The organism is Streptomyces viridiviolaceus, from assembly GCF_014650995.1.
Lineage (GTDB): Bacteria > Actinomycetota > Actinomycetes > Streptomycetales > Streptomycetaceae > Streptomyces > Streptomyces viridiviolaceus.
In genome coordinates this window covers 1-22,410 of record NZ_BMWA01000010.1, presented here as the reverse complement: position 1 = coordinate 22,410, position 22,410 = coordinate 1, and the positions used below count along the sequence as shown (strand labels likewise).

At 73.5% G+C, this 22,410-nt stretch carries 22 protein-coding genes; 10 read left to right on the top strand and 12 right to left on the bottom strand.

Annotation, left to right across the window (positions count from 1 at the left end; translation table 11 throughout):
- Positions 1–389 precede the first annotated feature (389 nt).
- Positions 390–959, bottom strand: coding sequence for a dienelactone hydrolase family protein (locus IE260_RS15725; protein WP_189872200.1), 570 nt, complete (start codon positions 957–959; stop codon positions 390–392).
- A gap of 229 nt (positions 960–1,188) precedes the next feature.
- Here IE260_RS15725 and IE260_RS15720 point away from each other — a divergent pair, with 229 nt between their 5' ends.
- Together IE260_RS15720 and IE260_RS15715 are read left to right on the top strand one after the other, a co-directional pair.
- Entirely contained in the window at positions 1,189–2,361 is a 1,173-nt protein-coding gene (locus IE260_RS15720) for an MFS transporter (RefSeq protein WP_189872198.1), read from the top strand.
- Positions 2,362–2,655: 294 nt separating this feature from the next.
- Entirely contained in the window at positions 2,656–3,390 is a 735-nt protein-coding gene (locus tag IE260_RS15715) for a maleylpyruvate isomerase family mycothiol-dependent enzyme (RefSeq protein WP_189872723.1), read from the top strand.
- 30 nt (positions 3,391–3,420) lie between these two features.
- Here IE260_RS15715 and IE260_RS15710 read toward each other — a convergent pair whose 3' ends face one another.
- Complete coding sequence (locus tag IE260_RS15710; protein WP_189872196.1) at positions 3,421–3,813, bottom strand: MarR family winged helix-turn-helix transcriptional regulator; 393 nt, start codon at positions 3,811–3,813, stop codon at positions 3,421–3,423.
- Between the two features lie 87 nt (positions 3,814–3,900).
- Here IE260_RS15710 and IE260_RS15705 point away from each other — a divergent pair, with 87 nt between their 5' ends.
- Both IE260_RS15705 and IE260_RS15700 read left to right on the top strand, forming a co-directional pair.
- Positions 3,901–5,379 (top strand): MFS transporter, encoded by a 1,479-nt coding sequence (locus IE260_RS15705; protein WP_189872194.1) that lies wholly within the window; start codon positions 3,901–3,903, stop codon positions 5,377–5,379.
- A 73-nt stretch (positions 5,380–5,452) separates the two neighbouring features.
- A complete protein-coding gene (locus tag IE260_RS15700; protein WP_189872192.1) occupies positions 5,453–5,740 on the top strand; it encodes a DUF6332 family protein in 288 nt (95 codons plus the stop codon).
- Here IE260_RS15700 and IE260_RS15695 read toward each other — a convergent pair.
- From IE260_RS15695 to IE260_RS15685, 3 genes are read right to left on the bottom strand one after another with little or no spacing between them, the layout of a single operon-like run.
- Positions 5,701–6,366 carry a response regulator gene (locus IE260_RS15695; RefSeq protein WP_189872191.1) on the bottom strand — a complete coding sequence of 222 codons (666 nt, stop codon included), beginning with the start codon at positions 6,364–6,366 and terminating at the stop codon, positions 5,701–5,703. The two genes, IE260_RS15700 and IE260_RS15695, sit on opposite strands and share 40 nt — an antisense overlap.
- A complete protein-coding gene (locus IE260_RS15690; RefSeq protein WP_189872189.1) occupies positions 6,363–7,601 on the bottom strand; it encodes a sensor histidine kinase in 1,239 nt (412 codons plus the stop codon). Before IE260_RS15690 ends, IE260_RS15695 begins: the two co-directional genes overlap by 4 nt.
- Positions 7,602–7,654: 53 nt before the next feature.
- The gene (locus IE260_RS15685; RefSeq protein WP_189872187.1) at positions 7,655–9,811 is read right to left on the bottom strand and encodes an MMPL family transporter; all 2,157 of its coding nucleotides are present in this window, start codon (positions 9,809–9,811) and stop codon (positions 7,655–7,657) included.
- 157 nt (positions 9,812–9,968) lie between these two features.
- Between IE260_RS15685 and IE260_RS15680 the strand changes: the two genes are divergently transcribed.
- On the top strand, positions 9,969–10,766 hold the full coding sequence (locus IE260_RS15680) for an AfsR/SARP family transcriptional regulator (RefSeq protein WP_189872185.1): 798 nt from the start codon (positions 9,969–9,971) through the stop codon (positions 10,764–10,766).
- 10 nt (positions 10,767–10,776) lie between these two features.
- Here IE260_RS15680 and IE260_RS15675 read toward each other — a convergent pair whose 3' ends face one another.
- Positions 10,777–11,508, bottom strand: a complete 732-nt coding sequence (locus IE260_RS15675) for a TetR/AcrR family transcriptional regulator (protein WP_189872183.1) — start codon at positions 11,506–11,508, stop codon at positions 10,777–10,779.
- A gap of 155 nt (positions 11,509–11,663) precedes the next feature.
- Here IE260_RS15675 and IE260_RS15670 point away from each other — a divergent pair, with 155 nt between their 5' ends.
- Positions 11,664–12,122 (top strand): nitroreductase family deazaflavin-dependent oxidoreductase, encoded by a 459-nt coding sequence (locus IE260_RS15670; protein ID WP_189872181.1) that lies wholly within the window; start codon positions 11,664–11,666, stop codon positions 12,120–12,122.
- On the opposite strand, the gene IE260_RS15665 is transcribed toward IE260_RS15670, so the two are convergent.
- Positions 12,112–13,353: a geranylgeranyl reductase family protein gene (locus IE260_RS15665; RefSeq protein WP_189872179.1), complete on the bottom strand. Its 1,242-nt coding sequence runs from the start codon at positions 13,351–13,353 to the stop codon at positions 12,112–12,114. The two genes, IE260_RS15670 and IE260_RS15665, sit on opposite strands and share 11 nt — an antisense overlap.
- 144 nt (positions 13,354–13,497) lie before the next feature.
- Here IE260_RS15665 and IE260_RS15660 point away from each other — a divergent pair, with 144 nt between their 5' ends.
- Positions 13,498–14,853 carry a dipeptidase gene (locus IE260_RS15660; RefSeq protein WP_189872177.1) on the top strand — a complete coding sequence of 452 codons (1,356 nt, stop codon included), beginning with the start codon at positions 13,498–13,500 and terminating at the stop codon, positions 14,851–14,853.
- 69 nt (positions 14,854–14,922) lie between these two features.
- On the top strand, positions 14,923–15,630 hold the full coding sequence (locus tag IE260_RS15655) for an MBL fold metallo-hydrolase (protein ID WP_189872174.1): 708 nt from the start codon (positions 14,923–14,925) through the stop codon (positions 15,628–15,630).
- Positions 15,631–15,632: 2 nt separating this feature from the next.
- Here the strand turns inward: IE260_RS15655 and IE260_RS15650 are convergent, their stop codons facing one another.
- The 3 genes from IE260_RS15650 to IE260_RS15640 all read right to left on the bottom strand — a co-directional run bounded on the left by IE260_RS15650 (position 15,633) and on the right by IE260_RS15640 (position 18,123).
- Positions 15,633–16,673, bottom strand: coding sequence for an NUDIX hydrolase (locus IE260_RS15650; protein WP_189872172.1), 1,041 nt, complete (start codon positions 16,671–16,673; stop codon positions 15,633–15,635).
- A gap of 140 nt (positions 16,674–16,813) precedes the next feature.
- The gene (locus IE260_RS15645; protein ID WP_189872170.1) at positions 16,814–17,005 is read right to left on the bottom strand and encodes a hypothetical protein; all 192 of its coding nucleotides are present in this window, start codon (positions 17,003–17,005) and stop codon (positions 16,814–16,816) included.
- 164 nt (positions 17,006–17,169) lie between these two features.
- Complete coding sequence (locus IE260_RS15640) at positions 17,170–18,123, bottom strand: ROK family protein (RefSeq protein ID WP_189872168.1); 954 nt, start codon at positions 18,121–18,123, stop codon at positions 17,170–17,172.
- A gap of 202 nt (positions 18,124–18,325) precedes the next feature.
- On the opposite strand from IE260_RS15640, the gene IE260_RS15635 reads away from it, so the two are divergent.
- A complete protein-coding gene (locus IE260_RS15635) occupies positions 18,326–19,402 on the top strand; it encodes a LacI family DNA-binding transcriptional regulator (RefSeq protein WP_189872166.1) in 1,077 nt (358 codons plus the stop codon).
- 49 nt (positions 19,403–19,451) lie between these two features.
- Entirely contained in the window at positions 19,452–20,258 is an 807-nt protein-coding gene (locus tag IE260_RS15630) for a hypothetical protein (protein WP_189872721.1), read from the top strand.
- On the opposite strand, the gene IE260_RS15625 is transcribed toward IE260_RS15630, so the two are convergent.
- Both IE260_RS15625 and IE260_RS15620 read right to left on the bottom strand, forming a co-directional pair.
- Positions 20,242–21,537, bottom strand: a complete 1,296-nt coding sequence (locus IE260_RS15625) for a DUF6986 family protein (RefSeq protein WP_189872165.1) — start codon at positions 21,535–21,537, stop codon at positions 20,242–20,244. The genes IE260_RS15630 and IE260_RS15625 overlap by 17 nt on opposite strands.
- A gap of 156 nt (positions 21,538–21,693) precedes the next feature.
- A partial coding sequence (locus IE260_RS15620; RefSeq protein WP_189872162.1) for an electron transfer flavoprotein subunit alpha/FixB family protein occupies positions 21,694–22,410 on the bottom strand: 717 nt, incomplete at its 5' end.

Genomic DNA, 22,410 nt, shown 5'->3' with positions numbered 1-22,410 from the left:
CCTGAGTGTCCAGAGATCGAGTCGGTGGCGGCGACGTCGGTGTCCTGGGCCGCTGGACGACACCGGCCGGGGCCGGCGGCGGGATTCGAACCCGCGTCTCCCTCTTGGCAGGAGAAGTAGCCGCAACCTGCGCACCTGAACGCGTCCACCGTAGCCGCCGGCCTGCTCCAGGGCATGCGATTAAAACCCCGCCGTGGGGAGACGGTTGGGGCTGTGCCACCATCCGCCCGGGAAGGCGGACAGGGAGCCCACCGCCCCGGAAGGCTCCCGCCCTCGCCACATGAGTGCGGGGTCTGTCGGTCATCCCCTGCCGCAGGGTGCGGGCGCCGGCTTCCGGCGCGGTTCACACGGAGGCCGGCACGAGTCCGGCCACCGGGTCGCGGCAAGGGTCAGACCGAGGCGAGGAACGTCCGCACGCGCTCCAGCAGCAGCTTGGTCGCCTCCGCGTCGAAGGCCTCGAGAGAGGCGTCCGTGAACAGGTGCTGTTCGCCGGGGTAGACGTACAGCTCCGCGGCCGGTGCGGACTTGGCCAGCTCGCGTGCCGCGGGCAGGTCTTCGTCGAAGAACTCGTCGCCCTCCTTGCCGTGGATCTGCACCGGCACACCGTCGGGCCAGGACTCCCCGTACTCGGTGACGGGGATGCACGAGTGCATCAGCAGTGCTCCACGTGCGCCGGGCCGCGTCTGCGCGAGCTTCTGGGCGATCGTCACGCCGAACGAGAAGCCGGCGTACACCAGTTCCGGGCCGAGGTCCTCGGCCGCTGCCGCACCGCGTTCCCCGAGGGGGCCGAATCCGGTTTCCCGCGCGAACCCCATGCCCTCCTCGAGGCTGCCGAAGGTGCGGCCCTCGAACAGATCCGGAGTGTGTACGGTGTGGCCGGCCTGTCGCAGGTCGTCGGCGAACGCCCGGACCCCGTCGGTCAAGCCCTGGACGTGATGGTAGAGCAGAACCTCAGCCATATTCCGCGGTGTCCTTCGCCTGTTGATCGACTGTTCCGACAACGCACCAGGACGCTGGTACCTCACTCAGCACCCGACCATCTCACAGCTCACGAGTGCGCGGCAGGCGGTTCGCTCGTCCCATCGGCGAATGAGGAACCGACGGACCTCGATCGCCCTTGTCCCTCCCCTCTACCCCGCCTAACCTGACTTTGTGCCGCTGATAAACAAATCCCGTTCGCACAGCGCCGTGCCGGGTCCCCGCGACGATCTCGGGCGCCTCCGCACCGCTCTGACCGCCTTCTTCGCCCTCGACGGCTTCGTGTTCGCCGGCTGGGTGGTGCGGATCCCCGCGATCAAGGAGCAGACCGGGGCCTCCGCCAGCGCTCTCGGCCTGGCCCTGCTCGGTGTGTCGGCGGGCGCCGTCGTCACCATGACCCTCACCGGCCGGCTCTGCCGGCGCTTCGGCAGTCACCCCGTCACCGTGGCCTGCGCGGTTCTGCTGTGCCTCAGTGTCGCCCTGCCCCCGCTCACCCACTCCGCGCTCGCCCTCGGCGTCGTTCTGCTGGTGTTCGGCAGCGCCTACGGCGGGATCAACGTCGCCTTCAACAGCGCCGCCGTCGATCTGGTGGCCGCGCTGCGGCGCCCGATCATGCCCAGTTTCCATGCCGCGTTCAGCCTGGGCGGCATGGTCGGGGCCGGGCTGGGCGCGATCGTCGCCGGGTGGCTCTCACCGGCGCAGCACCTGGCCGCCCTCACCGTGACCGGCCTGCTCGTCACGCTGGTCGCCGGCCGCGCCCTGCTGCGCTGCGAACCGCCCGCCCCGCCGGAGCACACCGCCCGGGACGACGCCGCCCCGGGCCGACCGGACGCCCGCACCCGCCGGCTGGTGCTCACCCTGGGGCTGATCGCCCTGTGCACGGCGTACGGCGAGGGCGCCATGGCCGACTGGGGCGCCCTGCACCTGGAACAGGACCTCGACGCCTCGCCCGGTGTCGCGGCCATGGGGTACTCCTGCTTCGCTCTCGCCATGACCGCCGGCAGGCTGACCGGTACGACCCTGCTGGAACGTCTGGGCAGGACCCCCACGGTGGTGGCCGGGGGCACGACCGCCACGGCCGGCATGCTGCTCGGCTCGCTCGCCCCCTCCGTGGGGGTGGCGCTGTTCGGCTTCGCGATCACCGGACTCGGGCTGGCCAACATCTTCCCGGTCGCGGTGGAACGGGCCGGGGCGCTGGGCGGCCCGAGCGGCGTCGCGACCGCGTCCACGCTGGGCTACGGCGGCATGCTGCTCGGCCCGCCCGCGATCGGATTCATGGCCGACTGGTTCTCCCTGCCGGCCGCGCTCACCAGCGTGGCGGTGCTCGCGGCGGCGGCCGTACTCATCGCGGTCGCGACCCGACGCGCGGCGGCGCCGGGCTGACCACCCCGCAGGGGCGGACACCGGGCACGGTGCCCGACGCACCAGGGCACGGCGCCCGCCCCCGTACTCGTCGCCGACGCGACACAGCGTCCTGCACCCCGCACCCCCAGGCCGACCTACCGCCAGGCGTAGCACCGGCCACGCCCCCCGGACGCACCGGACCCCGGCGCCCGAACGCACGGGCACCCGGCGCCCGAACACACCGGCCCCCGGCGCCTCCCCGGACCGGGAGAACACCGGAAACCCCTCCCCTTCGACCGCACTCCATCCGGCACACTCTCCGCCATGGAGACGATGACGATCGGCGCCCACGTCGATGTCCTGGAGCGGGAGGGCCGGCTGCTGGCCGCGGCCGCCGAGGAGGTCGGGAGTGGTGCCGAGGTGCCGACCTGTCCGGGCTGGCTGGTGCGGGACCTGCTGCGGCACACGGGAATGGTGCACCGGTGGGCGACGGCGTTCGTCGCCGAGGGGCGCACCTCCTACCACCCCGACGGCGGCCTGCCCGACCTGGACGGGGCCGCGCTGCTTGGCTGGTTCCGGGACGGGCACCAAGCACTCGTCGACACGCTCCGCGCCGCCCCCGCGGACGTGCGCTGCTGGCACTTCCTGCCCGCGCCGTCGCCGCTGGCCTTCTGGGCCAGGCGGCAGGCACACGAGACGACCGTGCACCGGTTCGACGCCGAGTCGGCCAGGGGCGGCACACCCTCCGGCGTGGGCGAGGACTTCGCGGTGGACGGAATCGACGAGTTGCTGTGCGGATTCCACGCCCGCGCGAAGAGCGCCGTCCGCAGCGAGAAGCCCCGCGCCCTGCGGATCCGGGCGACGGACGTGCCGGACGCGGTGTGGACCGTACGGCTGTCCCCGGAACCGCCCGTCACGGTGCGGGGCGACATCGGGGACGCCGACTGCGAACTGGCCGGTCCCTCCGAGCAGTTGTACCTCGCGCTGTGGAACCGGACGCCGTTCCCGGTCGTGACCGGCGACGCCCGCCTCGCCGAGCTGTGGCGCGAGAAGTCGGGGGTCACCTGAAGCTGAACCGGACCCCGCGCAGGGGCCCGCTCAGTCGGCCAGCATCCGGGTGAGCACCGCCCGTTGCACCGGCAGCACCTCGCCGTACAGCGCACGTCCCTTCGCGGTGAGCGACACCCGCACGCCTCGGCGGTCCTCCGCGCACAGGCCGCGCTCGACGAGACCGTCCCTCTCCAGCCGGGCGACCAGCCGCGACAGCGCGCTCTGGCTGAGGTGGACCCGCTCGGAGATCTCCTGGACGCGGAACGCGCAGGAGCCGCCCCGGCCCCGTCTCTCGGCGAGGACGTCGAGCACCTCGAAGTCGCTGGCGCACAGGCCGTGCCGGTGCAGCACACGGTCGAGTTCGCACTGGGTACGGGCGTGCAGCGCCAGGATGCCGCGCCACCGGGTCACGAGCGCCTGTTCGGCCTTCTTCGCCGCCATGGGCCCGCACCGTAGCAGAGACGGAGCTTTGTTGCACGGGAATTAAATGCGCTTGCATTCGATGCATGCGCATGTACTGTCTTCCACATGACCTCTCCGCTCACCACCACGGGGTCCGAGGAACGCTGGACCCCCCGACTGTGGGGCACCCTGCTGGTGCTCTGCGCCGCCATGTTCCTCGACGCCCTCGACGTCTCGATGGTCGGCGTCGCGCTGCCCTCCATCGGTGCCGACCTCGGCCTGTCCACCGCCACGCTGCAATGGGTCGTCAGCGGCTACATCCTGGGCTACGGCGGCCTGCTCCTGCTGGGCGGACGCGCGGCCGACCTGCTGGGCCGGCGCCAGGTCTTCCTGGTGGCCCTCGGCGTCTTCGCGGTCGCCTCGCTGCTCGGCGGGCTCGTCGACTCCGGGCCGCTGCTGATCGCCAGCCGCTTCGTCAAGGGCCTGAGCGCGGCCTTCACCGCGCCCGCCGGCCTCTCCATCATCACGACGACCTTCGCCGAGGGCCCGCTGCGCAACCGCGCCCTGTCGATCTACACCACCTGCGGCGCCACCGGCTACTCGATGGGGCTGGTCTTCTCCGGCCTGCTCACGGAGGCCAGCTGGCGGCTGACCATGCTGCTGCCCGCGCCGATCGCGCTGATCGCCCTGCTCGCCGGCCTGAAGCTGCTGCCACGCAGCCCGCGTGAGCGCGGTACGGGCGGTTACGACGTCCCCGGCGCCGTCCTCGGCACCGCCTCGATGCTGCTGCTCGTGTTCACGGTGGTGCAGGCCCCCGAGGCCGGATGGGCCTCGGCCCGCACGGTCCTGTCCTTCGTCGCCGTCGTCGCCCTGCTGGTGGCGTTCGTGGCCGTCGAGCGACGCAGCCCGAGCCCCCTGATCCGGCTCGGGGTGCTGCGCTCCGGCCCCCAGGTCCGCGCCCAGCTCGGCGCGCTGACCTTCCTCGGCAGCTACATCGGGTTCCAGTTCCTGGTCACGCTGTACATGCAGGACCTGCTCGGCTGGTCGGCGCTGCACACGGCACTGGCCTTCCTGCCGGCGGGCGCGCTGGTGGCGCTGTCCGCGACCAAGGTCGGGGCCGTCATCGACCGGTTCGGCACACCGCGGCTGATCGTGCTCGGCTTCGCCCTGATGGTGATCGGCTACCTGCTCTTCCTGCGGATCGACCTCGACCCGGTCTACGCGGCGGTGATCCTGCCGACGATGCTGCTGGTCGGCGCCGCCTTCGCGCTGACCTTCCCGTCCCTCAACGTGCAGGCCACCAACGGCGTCGACGAGCACGAGCAGGGCATGGTCTCCGGTCTGCTCAACACCTCCGTCCAGGTGGGCGGCGCGCTCTTCCTGGCCGTGGTGACGGCGGTGATGACCGCCAACGCGCCCGAGGGGCCCGCCTCGCCCCAGGCCGTCCTGGACGGCTACCGGCCCGGCCTGGTCGTGGTCACGGCCATCGCGGTCGCCGGCCTGCTGATCACGGCCACCGGACTGCGCCGGCGCCGGACGCCGCGGTCCGTCGTGGTCGCCAAGTCCACCCCTGCGGAGGCGGAGCGCGTCCCGGTACGCGACTAGGGGGACCGCCTCCACCCGTGCGTCCGGCGGAGCGTGCTTGCTCCGCCGGACGCACGCCTGTGAGACTCCCGGCATGACCAGTCACGGGGGACGACGGCGCACCCAGGCCGAACGGGACGCGATCACCGTCGAGATCGGATACGCCCTGTGCAGCGCGGCGTTCGCGGCGGCGGTGCTGTTCGGGGCCGTGGCCGGGCCCGCGTACGTCTTCGACCTGCCGGCCGGTGCGCGCGGCACGCTCGTCGGCTCGGGCGCGACGGTGGCCGCCGTGGTGTTCGCCGTGCGCGTGGTGAGCGTGCTGCTGCGGTTCCGGCGGCCGGATCAGCCCAGCCAGCCCGGCCGGACCAACCCCGACTCGTAGGCGAGGACGACGAGTTGGGCCCGGTCCCGGGCGCCCAGCTTCACCATCGTGCGGCTGACGTGGGTCTTCGCCGTGAGGGGGCTGACGACCAGGCGGCGGGCGATCTCCTCGTTGGACAGGCCGATGCCGACCAGGGCCATCACCTCCCGCTCCCGCTCGGTCAGGAGGGACAGCCCGTCGGCCGCGGCCGGCTCCTTGGAGCGGGCCGCGAACTCGGCGATCAGCCGGCGGGTCACGCCCGGCGAGAGCAGCGCATCGCCCGCGACCACCGCCCGCACGGCACGCAGCAGTTCGTCCGGCTCGGTGTCCTTGACCAGGAAGCCGGAGGCACCGTTGCGGATGGCCTCGAAGACGTACTCGTCGAGCTCGAAGGTGGTGAGCATGACCACCTTCACGTCCGTCAGTGCGGGGTCCTCGGTGACGCGGCGGGTCGCGGCCAGGCCGTCCAGCAGGGGCATGCGGATGTCCATCAGGACGACGTCGGGGCGCAGTTCGCGGATCGCCCGCACCGCCTCCTCGCCGTCGGCGGCCTCCCCGGCCACCTCGATGTCCGGCTGCGCGTCGAGCAGCGCCCGGAAGCCGGCCCGCACCAGTGACTGGTCGTCGGCGAGCAGTACCCGGATCACCGGTCCTCCTCCTTGTCGTGCCGCACGGTGAGCGGCAGGGTCGCGAGCACCCGGAAGCCGCCGTCGGGGCGCGGGCCCGCCTCGATGGTGCCACCCAGTGCCGCCGCCCGCTCCCGCATTCCGGCCAGTCCGTTTCCGCCGCCGCCCGCGTCGGCGCCGGTCGCCGGCCCGTCGTCGTCGATGCGCAGCCGCAGCGTCCCGCCGCCCCGGCCGAGGTGCACGCGCGCGTGCCGTGAACCCGAGTGCCGTACGACGTTGGTCAGCGCCTCCTGGACGATGCGGAACGCCGCCAGGTCGGTGCCGGGCGCGAGCCGCGGCGGCTCCCCCTCGACCTCGACCGTGAGCCCCGCGCTCGCCGCCTCGTGCACCAGCTCGGGCAGCCGGCCGAGCCCCGGGGCCGGCGCACGCGGCGCGTCACCGGGGGCGCGGAGGGTGTCGAGCACCTGGCGCACCTCGCCGAGGGCCTCCTTGCTCTTGGCCTTGATGGTCGTGAGCGCGGTGCGGGCCTGTTCCGGGTCGCTGTCGAGAAGGGCGAGGCCGACGCCGGCCTGCACGTTGATGACGGAGATGCTGTGGGCGAGGACGTCGTGCAGTTCGCGGGCGATCCGCAGCCGCTCCTCGTCCGCACGTCGCTGCGCCGCCTGGGCCCGCTCGGCCCGCTCCCTCGCCCACTGCTCGCGCCGGGCCCGCGCCAGCTCCGACAGGGCCACGATCGCCACCGCCCAGGTGGCGATCACCAGTTCCTGCCCCCAGGAGGCGGCCGAGTCCCCGGACGGCGGCAGCCACCGGTACAGCCAGTGCGCCATCAGGGCGTGCCCGGCCCACAGCGCCCCCATCGCCGTCCAGGCGGCCCTGCGGTGCCCGGCGACGACGGCGCCGAAGCAGGCGACGGCGACGGCCAGGAACACCGGCCCGTACGGGTATCCGGTCCCCAGGTAGAGCAGGGTGGTGGCGGCCGTGGCGAAGACGACGGCCACCGGGTACCGCTGCCGCCACAGCAGGGCGGCCCCCGTCAGGACGAGCAGCACGCGTGCGAGGGGGTCCAGGGCGACCCGTTCACCCTCCTGCGCGTGGGCGGCGAAGGTGGAGCCGGCCAGCACGAAGGCCGTGATCACCACGGTGGAGGGCCAGGGCCACCGCGGGGCGTGTTCCTCGTCGCCCCGGTGGTTCCCCCACGGTGGGCCGTCCCGCCACCACCGGGGCCCACCGTCCCGGCCCGCGCGCTGTCCGTCCATGTCCGCCACGCTAGACGCCGCGGCACCGGGACGACGTCACCCGGGCGTGGTGATCACGCGTACTCCCGGTGGCGTACGTCGGCGGCCGGTTCCTCCTTCACCCGCAGGCGGCGCAGCGGACGCGGTGCCCACCAGTTCGCCCGCCCCGCGAGCCGCATCGTCACCGGCAGCAGCACCACCCGGATGAGGGTGGCGTCGACGAGGATCGTCAGGGCCGTGCCGATGCCGAGTTCCTTGAGGAAGACGACGCCTCCGGTGGCGTACGACAGGAAGGACAGCGCGAGGATGCCGGCCGCGGCGGTGATCAGCGGGGCGCTGCGCCGGATGCCCTCGCCGACCGCGCGCACGGTGTCGCCGGTGCGTTCGTGCTCCTCCGCGATGCGGGCCAGCAAGAAGACCTCGTAGTCCATGGACAGTCCGTAGGCCACGCAGAACATCAGCACCGGGATGCTCGGCTCGATGGAACCGGTCGGGGTGAAGCCGAGGGGGCCGGACAGGTGCCCGTCCTGGAAGACCCACACCAGACAGCCGAACATCACGGACAGGCTGAGCAGATTGAGCACGGTCGCCTTGGCCGGCAGCAGCACGCTGCCGGTCATCAGGAACAGGATCACGTACGTCGCCACCAGCACGATCCCCACGGCGTACGGGAGCCGGTCGAGGAGCGTGGCGCGGAAGTCGGTGGTCTCGCCCGGGTACCCGCCGACGAGGACGGGGGCCGGTGCCGGGGTGTCCCGGATGCCGGCGACGAGGGCGGGGACGTCACCGCGCATGGCCTCCTGCGTCGGTACGACGGCCAGGCGGACCCGCCCGTCGGGTGCCGTCAGCCGGTCCTGGCCCGGGGCGCCGGTGCGCTCGCCCTGCCGGAAGGTGCCCTCGGGCGCGTCGACCTGGAACACGCCGGGGAGGCGGGAGAGGGCGGTGGCGTACGCGCGCGTGCCGGCCGGTTCGCCCTCGCCGAGGACGACCTGGACGGTGTCCGTGGGTTCCGCGGCGAACTCTCGGTGCACGATCTCCGAGGTGGTGCGTGAGGAGGTGCCCTCGGGGAGGGTGCGTTCGTCGGGCAGCCCGAAGCGCAGACCGAGCAGCGGGGAGGCCGCCACCAGCAGGACGGCCACCACTCCGGCGCCCGCGAGCAGCGGGCGGCGCATGGCGGCGAGAGCGGTGCGGTGCCAGAAGCCGGAGGCGGGGGCGGCGGGGCGCTCGACGCGATGCCCCCAGCGGGCGAGCGCGGCGGGCAGGAACAGCACCGCCCCGGCGACCGCGGTGAGCACGACGAACACCCCGGCGTAGGCGAACGAGCTCAGGAAGAAGAACGGGAACACCAGCAGCGCGCACAACGACACCGCGACCGTGACCCCGCTGAACACCACGGTGCGCCCGGCGGCGCGGGCGGCCCCGACGACCGCCTCGGGCTGTGCGTGCCCGGCGGCGCGCTCCTCGCGGTAGCGGTTGATCACGAACAGGCTGTAGTCGATGCCCAGTCCGAGGCCGAGCACGAGCGCGAGGTTGGCGGCGAACGTCGACACCTCCGTCACCTGCGCGACCGCCCGTAGCCCGGCGAGCGTGCCGAGGACGGAGAACAAGCCGACGGCGACCGTCAGCAGCGCGGCGGCCGTGCGCCGGTACACGAGGACCAGCAGGAGCAGCACGGCGGGCAGGGCGAACGCCTCCGCCCGCAGGAAGTCGGTGCGGGCCTGTTCGCCGACCTGCCGGGAGATCTCCTCCTGGCCGCCCACGCGGACGTCGAGTGCCGGGGTCGTGCGGGTCAGCTCCGGGGACAGCGTGGCGAGTTCCTCGCGGGTGGCGGTGGCCGAGCCTTCGAGGCGGACGAGGATCAGGGCCCGGCGGCCGTCCTCGCCGCGCAGGGCCGCGCTGGAGGCGTCCCAGTACGAGGTGACGTCCGTGACGAGCGGCAACTTCGCCATCTCGGCGGCGAGTTCCCGGGCTGCCCGTGCGGTGCGCGGGCTGTCGACGTCGCCGTCGCGGGCCGTGACCAGCAGGGCGAGGTTGGGGTTGCCGGTGCGGAAGTCGTCGCGCAGGACGTCGCCGGCGCGCACGGACTGCGTGCCGGGGGCGTCCCAGCGCGAGAGGTCCAGGTCGTTCTGGGCGCCGGCGCCGTACGCGCCGAGGCCGAGGAGGGCGAGCAGGAAACCGATCAGCACCGCACGGCTGCGCCGCACGGCCAGACGGCCGAGCCGGGTGAGCATGAGTGGGCCTTTCTCCGGGATGCCCGAGGGGTGGGCCTCCGAGGGTGGGTCAGGCACACGGTCGGTCCGGTCGCTGGAAGATCCACTGGAAGATCCACTGGAAGATCGGGAGGATCGGCGGAAGCCGCCGGAACCGCGCCCGGGATACGCTCGGCCCATGGGTGAGGGGACGACGGGGACATCCCGGGCCATCGGCGGTCTGCGCTGCGAACTGCTCGGCCCGCTGCGCGCGTTGCGCGACGGCGACGAGATCCCGCTCGGCCCGCCGAAGCAGCGCGCGGTGCTCGCGGTCCTGCTGCTTCAGGAGGGGCGTCCGATCTCCTACGACGGCCTGGTCGAGGCCGTCTGGGGCGGCGCGCCGCCGGTGCACGTGCGCAACCTCGTGCAGAAGTACGTCTCCGGGCTGCGCCGCGCGCTCGGCGAGGGGGCGGAACTGGCGTGGACGGGCAGCGGTTACCGGCTCACCGGCGTCCACGCGGACGACCTGCGGCGGCGCCGGGAACTGGTGGACGAGGCGCTGGCCGCACGGGACGCCGGCGACCTGCGCCGGGCGGGTGAACTGGCCCGGCGCGCGGAGGAGTTGTGGCGCGGCGAGTTCGCCGAGGGACTCCGGGCCCCCTACCTGGCGGCGGAGCGGCTGCGCTGGGCGGAGAAACGGCTCACGGTCCTGGAGGCCCGGCTGGCCGGTGAGATCGAACTCGGCAACGCTTTCGGGTACGTCCACGAACTGGTCCGGCTTGTCGCGGCCCACCCCTTGCGGGAACGGCTCGTGGAGCTGCTGATGCTCGCCCTGTGCCGCACCGGCCGCCCGTCCGACGCCCTGGCCGCCTACGAGGCGGCGCGGCAGCGGCTGGCGGAGGCGATGGGCGCGGACCCGGGACCCGCGCTGCGGTCCCTGCACGCGCGGATCCTGCGACAGGACCCGGCGCTGCTGCCCCGGCCCCGGGTCGCCTGAGTCCCTCGCGTCACGCCCGGCGCGCCGGCGTCGCTCCCTCGCCCTGCTGCGGGGGCATCAGGCCGACGCCGCGGGCGAGTCGGTCCGCGGCGTGCCGGAAGAACGCCTTCCGGTCCTCCACCACCCGGTTGAACTGCCCGAAGACCTCGAACCCGATCAGACCGAACAACTCGGCCCAGGCCGCGACGAGCGCCGTCACGTTCTCGGGCGGCAGGTCGGGGGCGAGGTCGGCGGTCATCCGGTCGGCCTCGGGCCGCAGCCCGGGGGGCAGTTCGGGCCGGTCCAGGCATGCATCGCCCTGTGCGGCGCGCATGATGCCGATGAACACGTGGCCGACCCGGGCGGCGGCGGGCACGGTGTCGTCCGGGGCGGTGTAGCCGGGCACGGGCGAACCGTAGATCAGCGCGTACTCGTGGGGGTGCGCCAGCGCCCAGACCCGTACGGCCTCGCACACGAGGGTCCACCGACGGGCGGGGTCGCTGCCGGAGGCGGCGTCGCGTGCCGCCTCGGCGGCGGCGCCGATCGAGTCGTAGGCGTCGATGATGAGGGCGGTCAGCAGCTCGTCCCGGCTCGGGAAGTAGCGGTACAGGGCGGAGGAGGCCATGCCCAGCTCACGGGCGACGGCCCGCAGCGACAGCTTCGCGGCGCCCTCCTCCGCGAGCTGTCTGCGCGCCTCGTCCTTGATGGCGGCGGTGACCTCGATCCTGGCTCGGGCGCGGACGCCCCGTGCGGTGCTGCTCATGCCGAGGAGTGTCCCACGGATTCAGAGCGGCGCACACAGACGAGAGCAGTGCTCTTGCTTTCGCCTGCCCATCTCCTGCAGACTGGAACTCTCGAACGAGAGCACTGCTCGCAAAAGCGAGCGCTGCTCTCTCCATCACCTTCCCGGGGGTCACCATGCCGTCGTCGTCCTCGCCGTACTACCTCAAGGGCAGCCGGATGAACGTCCGGCTCAACAGCGTCATCGGCTGGCTGGCACGGCACGGCGTCAGCCTCGCGGGCAGCGCGGAGATGTCCGTCCGCGGCCGCAAGAGCGGACAGATGCAGCGCATCCCGGTCAACCCGCACGCGTACGACGGCGGACAGTACCTGGTGTCGGCGCGCGGCCATTCCCAGTGGGTCCGCAACATGCGCGCCGCCGGCGGCGGAGAGCTGCGCGTCGGGCGCAGGGTACGCGTGTTCACCGCCGTGGAGCTTCCCGACGAGGAGAAGCTCCCGATCCTGCGGACCTATCTGGAGAAGTGGGGCTGGGAGGTCAACCAGTACTTCCAGGGGGTGACCGCCAAGTCCTCAGACGAGGAGATCACCGCGTCCGCCCCCGACCATCCGGTCTTCCGGATCGAGTTCACGGGCTGATCTCGTCGGCAGCGGGGGCCACGGCCTTGCGGTCCATCGCGGCCAGGGCCCGCTGCGCCAGAGGATGACCGCGCACCAGCTCACCCAGCGACGTCGAGCCCTGCGTGATCTCCTTGAACGCCCTCCAGGCGGGACGGAAGCCCGTCAGCGCCGCGTGGAAGAGACCCGGGCGGCGCTCGAACACCGCGAGCATCCGCTTGCCGACGCTCATCTCGACCCCGAGCCCGGCCTTGATCGCGAACGCGTAGTTCAGGGCCTGCTTGCGCGTGTCCACGGCGTCGTGGGCCTCGGCGATCCGCACCGCCCACTCCCCCGCGAGCCGTCCCGACCGCAGCGCGAAGGAGATGCCCTCGCGCGTCCACGGCTCCAGCAGCCCCGCCGCGTCGCCGCACACCAGCACCCGCCCGCGCGACAGCGGCGAGTCGTCCGCACGGCACCGGGTCAGATGGCCGGAGGAGATGCTCGGTTCGAAGCCGGACAGACCGAGCCGGCCGACGAAGTCCTCCAGATACCGCTTGGTCGCCGCGCCCTCGCCGCGGGCCGAGATGACCCCGACCGTCAGTGTGTCGCCCTTGGGGAAGACCCAGCCGTAACTGCCGGGCATCGGCCCCCAGTCGATGAGGACCCGCCCCCGCCAGTCCTCGGCGACCGTCTCGGGCACCGGGATCTCCGCCTCCAGGCCGAGGTCCACCTGATCGAGCTTCACCCCGACGTGCGCCCCTATCCGGCTGGCGCTGCCGTCCGCGCCGACCACGGCGTGGGCCAGCACCGTCTCGCCGCCCTGCAGGACGACGGCGACCGTGCGCCGGTCCGGCACCGCGGACCCGTGCTGCTCGACCCGCGTCACCGTCGCTCCGGTGCGCAGCTCGGCACCCGCCTTCTGCGCGTGCTCGACCAGCTGCTGGTCGAACTCCGGCCGGTTGATGAGCCCGAACAGCATCTGCCGGGAACGCCGGGTACGGGTGAAGCGCCCGTTGTGGGAGAAGGTCACCGCGTGCACACGGTCCCGGAAGGGCAGCTCGAAGCCGGGGGGCAGCGCGTCGCGCGACGGGCCGATGATGCCTCCGCCGCAGGTCTTGTAGCGGGGCAGCTCCGCCTTCTCCAGCAGCAGCACGCGCCGCCCCGCGACCGCCGCCGCGTAGGCGGCCGTGGCGCCCGCCGGTCCCGCGCCCACCACGACGACGTCCCAGACCTGACGCGCGTCGTCCGCCGAAGAGTTCTCGCTGCTCACGATGGTCTACTGCTCCGATCAAACCGCATGCCGCACCTGACCCCCGCATCCTACGGCGGGCATCGCCGCAGGCCACTGTGGGAGGATCGGCCCACCAACCCCAGTACTCCTCGATACAACGTCGCACCCACAAGGAGCGTGCCCATGTCGTCGAATCCGGTCGCCGAGACCGTCGCCTCGCTGATGCCGAGGGCGAAGGCGGAGCTCACCGAGCTGGTGGCCTTCAAATCGGTGGCGGACTTCGGCCAGTTCCCCCGCAGCGAGAGCGAGGGCGCCGCGAACTGGATAGCGGCGGCCCTGCGCGCCGAGGGCTTCGAGGACGTGGCCCTGCTCGACACGCCGGACGGCACACAGTCGGTGTACGGCCACCTGCCCGGCCCCGAGGGCGCCAAGACGGTTCTCCTCTACGCCCACTACGACGTGCAGCCGCCGCTGGACGAGGCCGGCTGGGCCACCCCGCCCTTCGAGCTGACCGAGCGCGACGGCCGCTGGTACGGGCGCGGTGCCGCCGACTGCAAGGGCGGCGTGCTGATGCACCTGCTCGCCCTGCGCGCGCTGAAGGCCAACGGCGGAGTGCCGGTGCACGTCAAGGTGATCGCCGAGGGCTCGGAGGAGCAGGGCACGGGCGGTCTGGAGCGGTACGCCGAGGCGCACCCGGACCTGCTGGAGGCGGACACCATCGTCATCGGCGACGCGGGCAACTTCCGCGTCGGTCTGCCGACGGTCACCTCGACGCTGCGCGGCATGACCCTGGTGCGGGTGCGGGTCGACACGCTCGAAGGCAACCTCCACTCCGGCCAGTTCGGCGGCGCAGCCCCCGACGCGCTGGCAGCGCTGATCCGCGTACTGGACTCGCTGCGCGCCGAGGACGGCTCGACGACCGTCGACGGGCTGACCGGGGACGACCGGTGGGACGGCCTGGAGTACGACGAGGAGCAGTTCCGCCGGGACGCCAAGGTGCTCTCCGGCGTGGAGCTGATCGGCTCCGGCACCGTCGCCGACCGCATCTGGGCCCGCCCCGCCGTCACCGTCCTCGGCATCGACTGCCCGCCGGTCGTCGGCGCCACACCCTCGGTGCAGGCGAGCGCACGGGCGCTGATCAGCCTCCGGGTGCCGCCGGGCGTGGACGCCGCCGAGGCCACCAAGCTGCTCCAGGCTCACCTGGAGTCGCGCACGCCGTGGGGCGCGCGGGTGCAGGTCGAGCAGATCGGCCAGGGCCAGCCGTTCCGCGCCGACACGACGAGCCCGGCTTACCAGGCCATGGCGGACGCGATGGCGGTGGCGTACCCCGGACAGGAGATGCAGTACGCAGGCCAGGGCGGCTCCATCCCGCTGTGCAACACCCTCGCCGCGCTGTACCCGCGGGCGGAGATCCTGCTGATCGGCCTGAGCGAGCCGGAGGCGCAGATCCACGCCGTGAACGAGAGCGTGTCCCCCGAGGAGCTGGAGCGGCTGTCGGTGGCGGAGGCGCTGTTCCTGCGCAACTACGCGGCGAGCTGAGCGCAGCGCCCGCTCTGCCGACGGCAGAGGGCCCTCGTCACCGTACGGGGCCTTCCCTACGGTCGTCCCATGGACGTCATCGAACTCCTCCCGCGCCTGCACCTGCTGCGCTTCCCGGTCGGCCAGGCCTACCTCTGGCGCGACGGCGACGAACTGACGCTGATCGACGCCGGACCGGCCGGGTCGGGCGCGCGCATCGCCGAGGCGGCCGAAGCGGTCGGCCGCGTACGGCGCGTGGTCCTCACCCACTTCCACGAGGACCACGCGGGCGGGGCGGGCGAGGTCGCGGCGCTCGGCGGCGCCGACGTACTGGCGCACGCCCTGGACGCGCCCGTCGTACGGGGCGAGGTGCCGGGCCCGCCACCGGTGTTCGAGGACTGGGAGCGCCCCCTGCACGCCGAGGCCGTCCGGCGGCTTCCCCGGGGCGGCTTCGACCGCCCGGCACGGGTGAGCGAGGTGGCGGAGGGCGACGTCCTCGACTTCGGCGGCGGGGCGCGCGTCGTCCACGTCCCCGGCCACACGGACGGCAGCATCGCACTGCACCTGCCGCGCCACGGCGTGCTGTTCACGGGCGACGCCGTGGCCGCGTCGCCCGTCGACGGCACCGTGATGCCGGGCGTGTTCAACGTCGACCGGGACCGGACCGTCGCCTCCTTGCGCCGGTTGGCCGGCCTCGACACGGAGGTGGCCTGCTTCGGCCACGGGGACCCGGTGACCGCCCGGGCCGGAGAGGCGCTCCGGAGGGCGGCGGCGCGGGCGCAGGGTACGCCCGGGTGAGTTCAGCCGAGCGGGGTGCCCGCCTCCAGGTACAGCGCCGCCCCCCGTTCCCGGGCCCTGAGGGCCCAGCGCAGACGGGTGTAGCGGACCGGGGGCAGCAGGTCGGCGGCCTCCTCCTCGGTGACGAACCGCCAGTCGCGCAGCTCGGGACCGGGCAGCAGCAGCCGGCCGGCGTCCGCGGAGTCGAGCCGCCCGCCGTCGAAGAGCAGCCGCAGACCACCGAAGCCCGGCGGCGCGGGCGATTCCCAGTCGACGACGAGCAGGGCCGGTACGTCGTCCAGGACGATCCCGGTCTCCTCGGTGACCTCGCGCATCCCGGCACGCGCGGGCGCCTCCCCGGGTTCGACGACGCCGCCGGGGAACTCCCAGCCGGGCTTGTAGGTGGGGTCGACGAGCAGCACGCGGTCCTGTTCGTCGAAGAGCAGGACACCGGCGGCGAGTGTCTCGGCGGTGGGCTCGGGTGTCTGCACGATGTCGCAGGCGGGCACGGTGCCCGCGCTGACCGCCTCGGCGATGCGGGCGGCGGCCTCGTACGCGGTGAGGGAACTGGTGTCCACGGGGTGCGCGTCGGCGGTGAGCCAGGAGGCGAGGGCGGCGCGGTAGGGCTCGATGTGCTCGTACGACCACTGCCGTACGCGTATCTCGCCGCCGGGCAGGTCCTGCGGCACCTCGCGGCCCGCCATGCGCTCGCGCAGGATCGTTTCGGCCGGGGCCAGGAGGATGTGCCGGACCGGGATCCGGCGGGCCGCGAGGCCGCCGAAGATCTCGTCGCGGTACTCCTGGCGCAGCAGGGTCATGGGGACCACGAGGGTCCCGCCGAGCTCGGCGAGCATCGCGGCCGCCGTGTCGATCACGAGGCGGCGCCAGATCGGGAGGTCCTGGAAGTCGCCGACCTCGGCGAGGCGTTTGGGCGGCAGCAGGTGCGCGAGTGCGCCGCCGATGACCTCGGGGTCGAAGAGCGTGCTGTTCGGGATCAGTTCGATCAGTTCCCGTGCGGTGGTGGTCTTTCCCGCACCGAACGCACCGTTGATCCAGACGATCACGGTTCCCCCTCTTCTGGTGGCCCCCTGTGGCTTGCCCGCTCCACCCTGCCACGGAAACCAGCCCCAGTTGAGGGGGCACGAAACGGCGCCGGTGCCCCCGGACGAGGGGCACCGGCGCCGTGCGGACCGGTCCGTGCGGGTCAGCCCCGGTGGTCGAGGGCCTCCTGGGCAAGGGGAAGAGTTTCGGTGAGGACGGTGCTCTCGACGGCGCCGACGGTGTCCTCCGCCTCGACGTCGACCGGGAGGCCGCCCTGTGCGTGGGACGGGGTGACGGCCGCGACGACGAAGCCGGTGGCGAGGGAGGCGAGGGCGAGCATGCTGCGCTTCTTCATGCCGCACTCAACTGTGTCCGCCGGGCCGGGGTAACGGGTGGGGGTGCGAACGGGGGCCGACGGGTTCGGCTCTCGGCTCCATCGGGGGCTCGCGGCCCGGGTGGCGGCCGCCCGCCCGGGGGCGGGCCGCCGTCGCGCCGCAGTCCGGCTGCCCGGGCAGGGCCTCAGACGCCCGCCGCGGTCACTCCCGCCGTCCTGGTGAGGGCGGCCGCGGCCGCTCCCACCAGCCCGGCGTCCGTGCCCATCTGCGCCGGCACCACGGCCAGGCGCTGCACGAAGGACAGGGTCGCGTAGTCGGTGAGGGCCTTGCGCAGCGGGGCGAAGAGCACCTCGCCCGCCTTGCCCACCCCACCGCCGACCACGGCGATGTCGATCTCCACGAGGGTCGCGGTGGCCGCGATCCCGGCGGCCAGCGCCTGCGCGGCCCGTTCGAACGACGCCACGGCGACGGGATCACCCGCACGGGCGGCGGCGGCCACGGCGGCCGCGGAGGTGTCGCCGTCCGGCCCCGGACGCCAGCCGCCGTCGAGGGCACGCCGCGCGATGTTGGGGCCGCTCGCTATGCGCTCGACGCAGCCGCGCGCGCCGCAGGGGCACGGGTCGCCGTCCAGGTCCACACTGATGTGGCCGATGTGGCCGGCGTTCCCGGTCGGACCGGGGTGCAGCCGGCCGTTGAGCACCAGACCGCCGCCGACACCCGTCGAGACCACCATGCACAGCGCGTTGTCGTGCCCGCGGGCGGCGCCCTGCCAGTGCTCGGCCGCCGTGATGGCCACCCCGTCGCCGATCAGCTCGACGGGCAGCTCACCGGCGGCGGCGCGGACCCGCCGGACCAGCGGGTAGTCGCGCCAGCCGGGCACGTTCACCGGGCTCACGGTGCCGGCGCAGGCGTCCACCGGTCCGGCGCTGCCGATGCCGACGGCCGTCGCGCGGCCCCACAGCGGCGAGGCGGTCAGTTCCCCGAGCACCTCCTCGACGGCCCGCATCACGGTCTCGCCGTCCTGTCGGGCGGGCGTCGCACGCTGCGCGCGCACCTGGATCCTGCCGTGGCCGTCCACCAGCGCTCCGGCGATCTTGGTGCCGCCGATGTCCAGCGCGGCCACGAGGTCGGTGTGCATCAGTGTCGGATCTCCCCGTCAACCATGAGAATCACAAGAGAACAGCAGGCCGGTCGCACGGTGACGGCACGGGCCCGAGATTGCGATGGACAGTGTCCCCTGGACCTGACAACGTTGTCCAGGCTCTATGCTCGACGCCACATCCTCATACGAACCCATGACCGACGCATCCCCTGTGGACGACAGGAACCGACGCGATCCCGTGGACGACAGGACAGGACAGGACACCGTGCCCGACACGCCCCGCCGCGCAGGCCGCCTTCCCGGGAACCGCTACGGCAACCGCCCGACCATGAAGGACGTGGCCGCTCGCGCCGGGGTCGGGCTGAAGACCGTCTCCCGGGTGGTCAACGGGGAACCGGGCGTGACCCCGGAGACGGAACGGCGCGTCCAGGAGGCGATCGACGCGCTCGGCTTCCGCCGCAACGACAGCGCGCGGGTGCTCCGCAAGGGCCGGACGGCGAGCGTCGGCCTGGTCCTGGAGGACCTGGCGGACCCGTTCTACGGCCCGCTCAGCCGCGCGGTGGAGGAGGTGGCCCGCGCCCACGGTGCGCTGCTCATCAACGGGTCCAGCGCGGAGGACCCGGACCGCGAGCAGGAACTGGTGCTGGCCCTGTGCGCGCGGCGCGTGGACGGGCTGGTGGTGATTCCGGCCGGGGACGACCACCAGTACCTGGAGCCGGAGATCAAGGCGGGCGTCGCCACGGTGTTCGTCGACCGTCCGGCGGGCCGCATCGACGCGGACGTGGTGCTGTCCGACAACTTCGGCGGCGCCCGCGACGGCGTGGCCCATCTGATCGCGCACGGGCACCGCCGGATCGGCTTCATCGGCGACATGCCCCGCATCCACACCGCCGCCGAGCGGCTGCGCGGCTACCGGGCGGCCATGGAGGACGCCGGCATACCCGTGAAGGACGCCTGGATGTCCCTCGGCGTCACCGACCCGGAGCGGGTGCGCCGGGCCGCCGAGGAGATGCTCGCCGGCCCCGATCCGGTCACGGCCGTCTTCGCGGGCAACAACCGGGTGACGGTCACCGTGATCCGGGTCCTCGCCGAGCACGCCCGCAGCGTCGCCCTGGTCGGCTTCGACGACATCGAGCTCGCCGATCTGCTCCAGCCGGGCGTCACGGTGGTCGCCCAGGACGCGGCGGCCCTCGGCCGCACCGCCGCCGAACGGCTCTTCCGGCAACTGGACGGCACCCTGCTCGCACCGGACCGGATCGAACTGCCGACCCGGCTGATCACCCGCGGCTCGGGCGAGCTGCCGCCCGCGGACTGAGCGGCCCGTGGCGGACCTTTCGCGGGGCGGCGGTCCCCGGGATCCCGGCGTGCCGCCCGGCCGACGGTCCGGTGACCGCCGCGCGCCCGAGCCGGGCGGGGCGGGCCGGACGCTGCGGGCGCTGGGGCTGGCCGAGGCGCCGCGCGAGCACCCCTTGCTGTATCCGGGCGCGTGGCCGGCCGAGTCCGGGCTGCTCGTCGGGGACCGGCTGCTGCCGCTGGACGGGCCGGTCCACGAGGACCGCGTCCCCGTCCTCGCGATCGGCTCCAACGCGAGCCCGGGCCAGTTACGGCACAAGATGGCCGGGTTCGGCATCACGTCGCCGATCCCGATGGTCAAGGCCCGGGTCACCGGCGTGGACATCGGCGTCTCGGCCCATGTGAGCCGCCTGGGCTACGTCTCCGCCTCGCCGGTCAGCGCCCCGGACACTGTGCGGGAGCTGTTCGTGATCTGGCTCGACGCGGAACAGCTCGCCGTGATCGACGTCAGCGAGGGCGTGCCGCTGCCGACCGGCAACTTCGACCGTGCCTGGCTGCCCGCTCCCGGCGTGCGGATCGAGGCCGACGGCGTGGTGCTGAGCGGCGCGTACGCCTACGTCAACCGCCACGGTGTCCTGCACAACGGCACCGCAGCACCGCGCACCCATCCGGGGCAGCGCGCCCTGCTGGCCGAACTGCTCGTCCGGTCGGCCCGGCTGCGGGAACTGTTCGGGGTCACACCCGAGGAGTTCTGCGCGCGGGCACGGGCCGACCGGCGGCTGTGCGAGCGGGGGACGCGGCTGTTCGCCGAGGAGAAGTGGGTGACGGCGTCCGGCCTGGAACGGTACCTGCCGCCGTCCGCTAAGCCGAGGCCGTGAGGTCGCCGCGCCGGGGCGAGGCGAAGCCCTCCAGGTCGGCGCGGGTGAGGCCGGTCAGCCGGGCCACCTCGGCGATGTCGAGGGCACCGCAGTCCAGACCGCGCAGCAGGTAGCCGCTGAGGGCCTTGGCGGTGGCGGGCTCGTCCATCACGTCGCCACCGGTCCGGCTGGCGTAGCGGGCGAGGCGGGCGGCGGCCTGCTCGAAGCCCTCGCGGTAGAAGGCGAAGACGGCGGCGTACCGGGTGGGGATGTGGCCGGGGTGCATGTCCCAGCCCTGGTAGTAGGCGCGGGCCAGGGCGCGGCGGGTGAGGCCGTAGTGCAGGCGCCAGGCGTCGTGGACCTTCGCCGTGGGGCCGACCGGCAGGACGTTGGTGGAGCCGTCCGAGACGCGTACGCCGGTACCGGCCGCGGCGACCTGCATGATCGCCTTGGCGTGGTCGGCGGCGGGGTGGTCGCTGGCCTGGTAGGCGGCGGAGACACCGAGGCAGGCGCTGTAGTCGAAGGTCCCGTAGTGCAGCCCGGTGGCGCGGCCCTCGGCGGCCTGGATCATGCGGGCGACGGTGGCGGTGCCGTCGGAGGCGAGGATGGACTGGCTGGTCTCGATCTGGATCTCGAAGCCGATCCGTCCGGGCTCCAGGCCGCGTGCCTTCTCGAACGCCTCCAGGAGCCGCACCATGGCGGTGACCTGCTCGGGGTAGGTGACCTTGGGCAGGGTGAGGACCAGCCCGTCCGGCAGGCCGCCGGCCTCCGTCAGGCCGCTGAGGAAGACGTCGAGCGTGCGGATGCCCCGGTCGCGCACCTGGGCCTCCATGCACTTCATGCGGATGCCCATGTACGGGGCGGCCGTCCCGTCGGCGTACGCCTCGGCGATCAACCGGGCGGCGCGGGCGGCGGCCTCGTCCTCCTCGGCGTCGGCGCGGTTGCCGTAGCCGTCCTCGAAGTCGACGCGCAGGTCCTCGATCGGCTCGCGCTCCAGCTTGGCGCGCACGCGCGCGTACACGGGCTCGGCGAGTTCGTCGGACAGGCCCAGTACGGCGGCGAAGGACGCGGCGTCCGGGGCGTGCTCGTCGAGTGCGGCGAGGGCCTGGTCGCCCCAGGAGCGGATCGTGTCGGCGGCGAAGACGTCGCCGGGGACGTAGACGGTGTGGACGGGCTGGCGGGTGCCCGGGTCTCCGGGGTAGCGGCGCTCCAGCTCCGCGTCGACCGGCGCGAGGGAGGCACTGATCTCCTCGCTGACGGCACCCGCGAGGCTCGTTGCCACCTTCTCCTGCTGACCCATCCGATACCCTCCTATTTTCCACTGTACGGAATCAACAATCCGCAGAGCGAAGTTATCCGGCGACCTTCCCGTCGGTCAACACCATCCTGCGCAGACGCCGAGGCCCCCGCGACCAGCGACGGTCGCGGGGGCCTCGGTCGGCTTCCGGCGGGATGCTCAGCCCTTGCGGGTCTTGACTTCCTCGGTGAGCTGCGGGACGACGTCGAACAGGTCGCCGACGACGCCGTAGTCGACCAGGTCGAAGATCGGGGCCTCCGGGTCCTTGTTGATCGCCACGATCGTCTTCGAGGTCTGCATGCCGGCCCGGTGCTGGATCGCGCCGGAGATGCCGGAGGCGATGTACAGCTGCGGCGAGACGGACTTGCCGGTCTGGCCGACCTGGTTGGTGTGCGGGTACCAGCCCGCGTCCACCGCGGCACGCGAGGCACCCACGGCCGCACCCAGGCTGTCGGCGAGGGCCTCGATGAGCGCGAAGTTCTCCGCGCCGTTGACGCCACGGCCGCCGGAGACCACGATCGCGGCCTCGGTCAGCTCCGGACGCCCGGTCGACTCACGCGGCGTACGACCGGTGACCTTGGTACCGGTCGCCTGCGCGGAGAACGACACGGACAGGGCCTCGACCGCGCCGGCGGCCGGGGCGGCCTCGACGGCGGCCGAGTTCGGCTTGACCGTGATGACCGGGGTGCCCTTGGAGACGCGGGACTTGGTGGTGAAGGCGGCGGCGAACACCGACTGGGTGGCCACCGGACCCTCGTCGCCGGCCTCCAGGTCGACGGCGTCGGTGATGATGCCCGAACCGATGCGCAGCGCCAGACGGGCGGCGATCTCCTTGCCCTCCGCGGAGGAGGGGACCAGGACCGCGGCCGGGGACAC

Bases quoted from the DNA above. Each gene is read 5' to 3' on its own strand.
- IE260_RS15725 (WP_189872200.1), bottom strand. From the start codon at position 959: ATGGCTGAGGTTCTGCTCTACCATCACGTCCAGGGCTTGACCGACGGG.
- IE260_RS15715 (WP_189872723.1), top strand. From the start codon at position 2,656: ATGACGATCGGCGCCCACGTCGATGTCCTGGAGCGGGAGGGCCGGCTG.
- IE260_RS15710 (WP_189872196.1), bottom strand. From the start codon at position 3,813: ATGGCGGCGAAGAAGGCCGAACAGGCGCTCGTGACCCGGTGGCGCGGC.
- IE260_RS15705 (WP_189872194.1), top strand. From the start codon at position 3,901: ATGACCTCTCCGCTCACCACCACGGGGTCCGAGGAACGCTGGACCCCC.
- IE260_RS15700 (WP_189872192.1), top strand. From the start codon at position 5,453: ATGACCAGTCACGGGGGACGACGGCGCACCCAGGCCGAACGGGACGCG.
- IE260_RS15690 (WP_189872189.1), bottom strand. From the start codon at position 7,601: ATGGACGGACAGCGCGCGGGCCGGGACGGTGGGCCCCGGTGGTGGCGG.
- IE260_RS15685 (WP_189872187.1), bottom strand. From the start codon at position 9,811: ATGCTCACCCGGCTCGGCCGTCTGGCCGTGCGGCGCAGCCGTGCGGTG.
- IE260_RS15680 (WP_189872185.1), top strand. From the start codon at position 9,969: ATGGGTGAGGGGACGACGGGGACATCCCGGGCCATCGGCGGTCTGCGC.
- IE260_RS15675 (WP_189872183.1), bottom strand. From the start codon at position 11,508: ATGAGCAGCACCGCACGGGGCGTCCGCGCCCGAGCCAGGATCGAGGTC.
- IE260_RS15670 (WP_189872181.1), top strand. From the start codon at position 11,664: ATGCCGTCGTCGTCCTCGCCGTACTACCTCAAGGGCAGCCGGATGAAC.
- IE260_RS15660 (WP_189872177.1), top strand. From the start codon at position 13,498: ATGTCGTCGAATCCGGTCGCCGAGACCGTCGCCTCGCTGATGCCGAGG.
- IE260_RS15655 (WP_189872174.1), top strand. From the start codon at position 14,923: ATGGACGTCATCGAACTCCTCCCGCGCCTGCACCTGCTGCGCTTCCCG.
- IE260_RS15645 (WP_189872170.1), bottom strand. From the start codon at position 17,005: ATGAAGAAGCGCAGCATGCTCGCCCTCGCCTCCCTCGCCACCGGCTTC.
- IE260_RS15640 (WP_189872168.1), bottom strand. From the start codon at position 18,123: ATGCACACCGACCTCGTGGCCGCGCTGGACATCGGCGGCACCAAGATC.
- IE260_RS15625 (WP_189872165.1), bottom strand. From the start codon at position 21,537: ATGGGTCAGCAGGAGAAGGTGGCAACGAGCCTCGCGGGTGCCGTCAGC.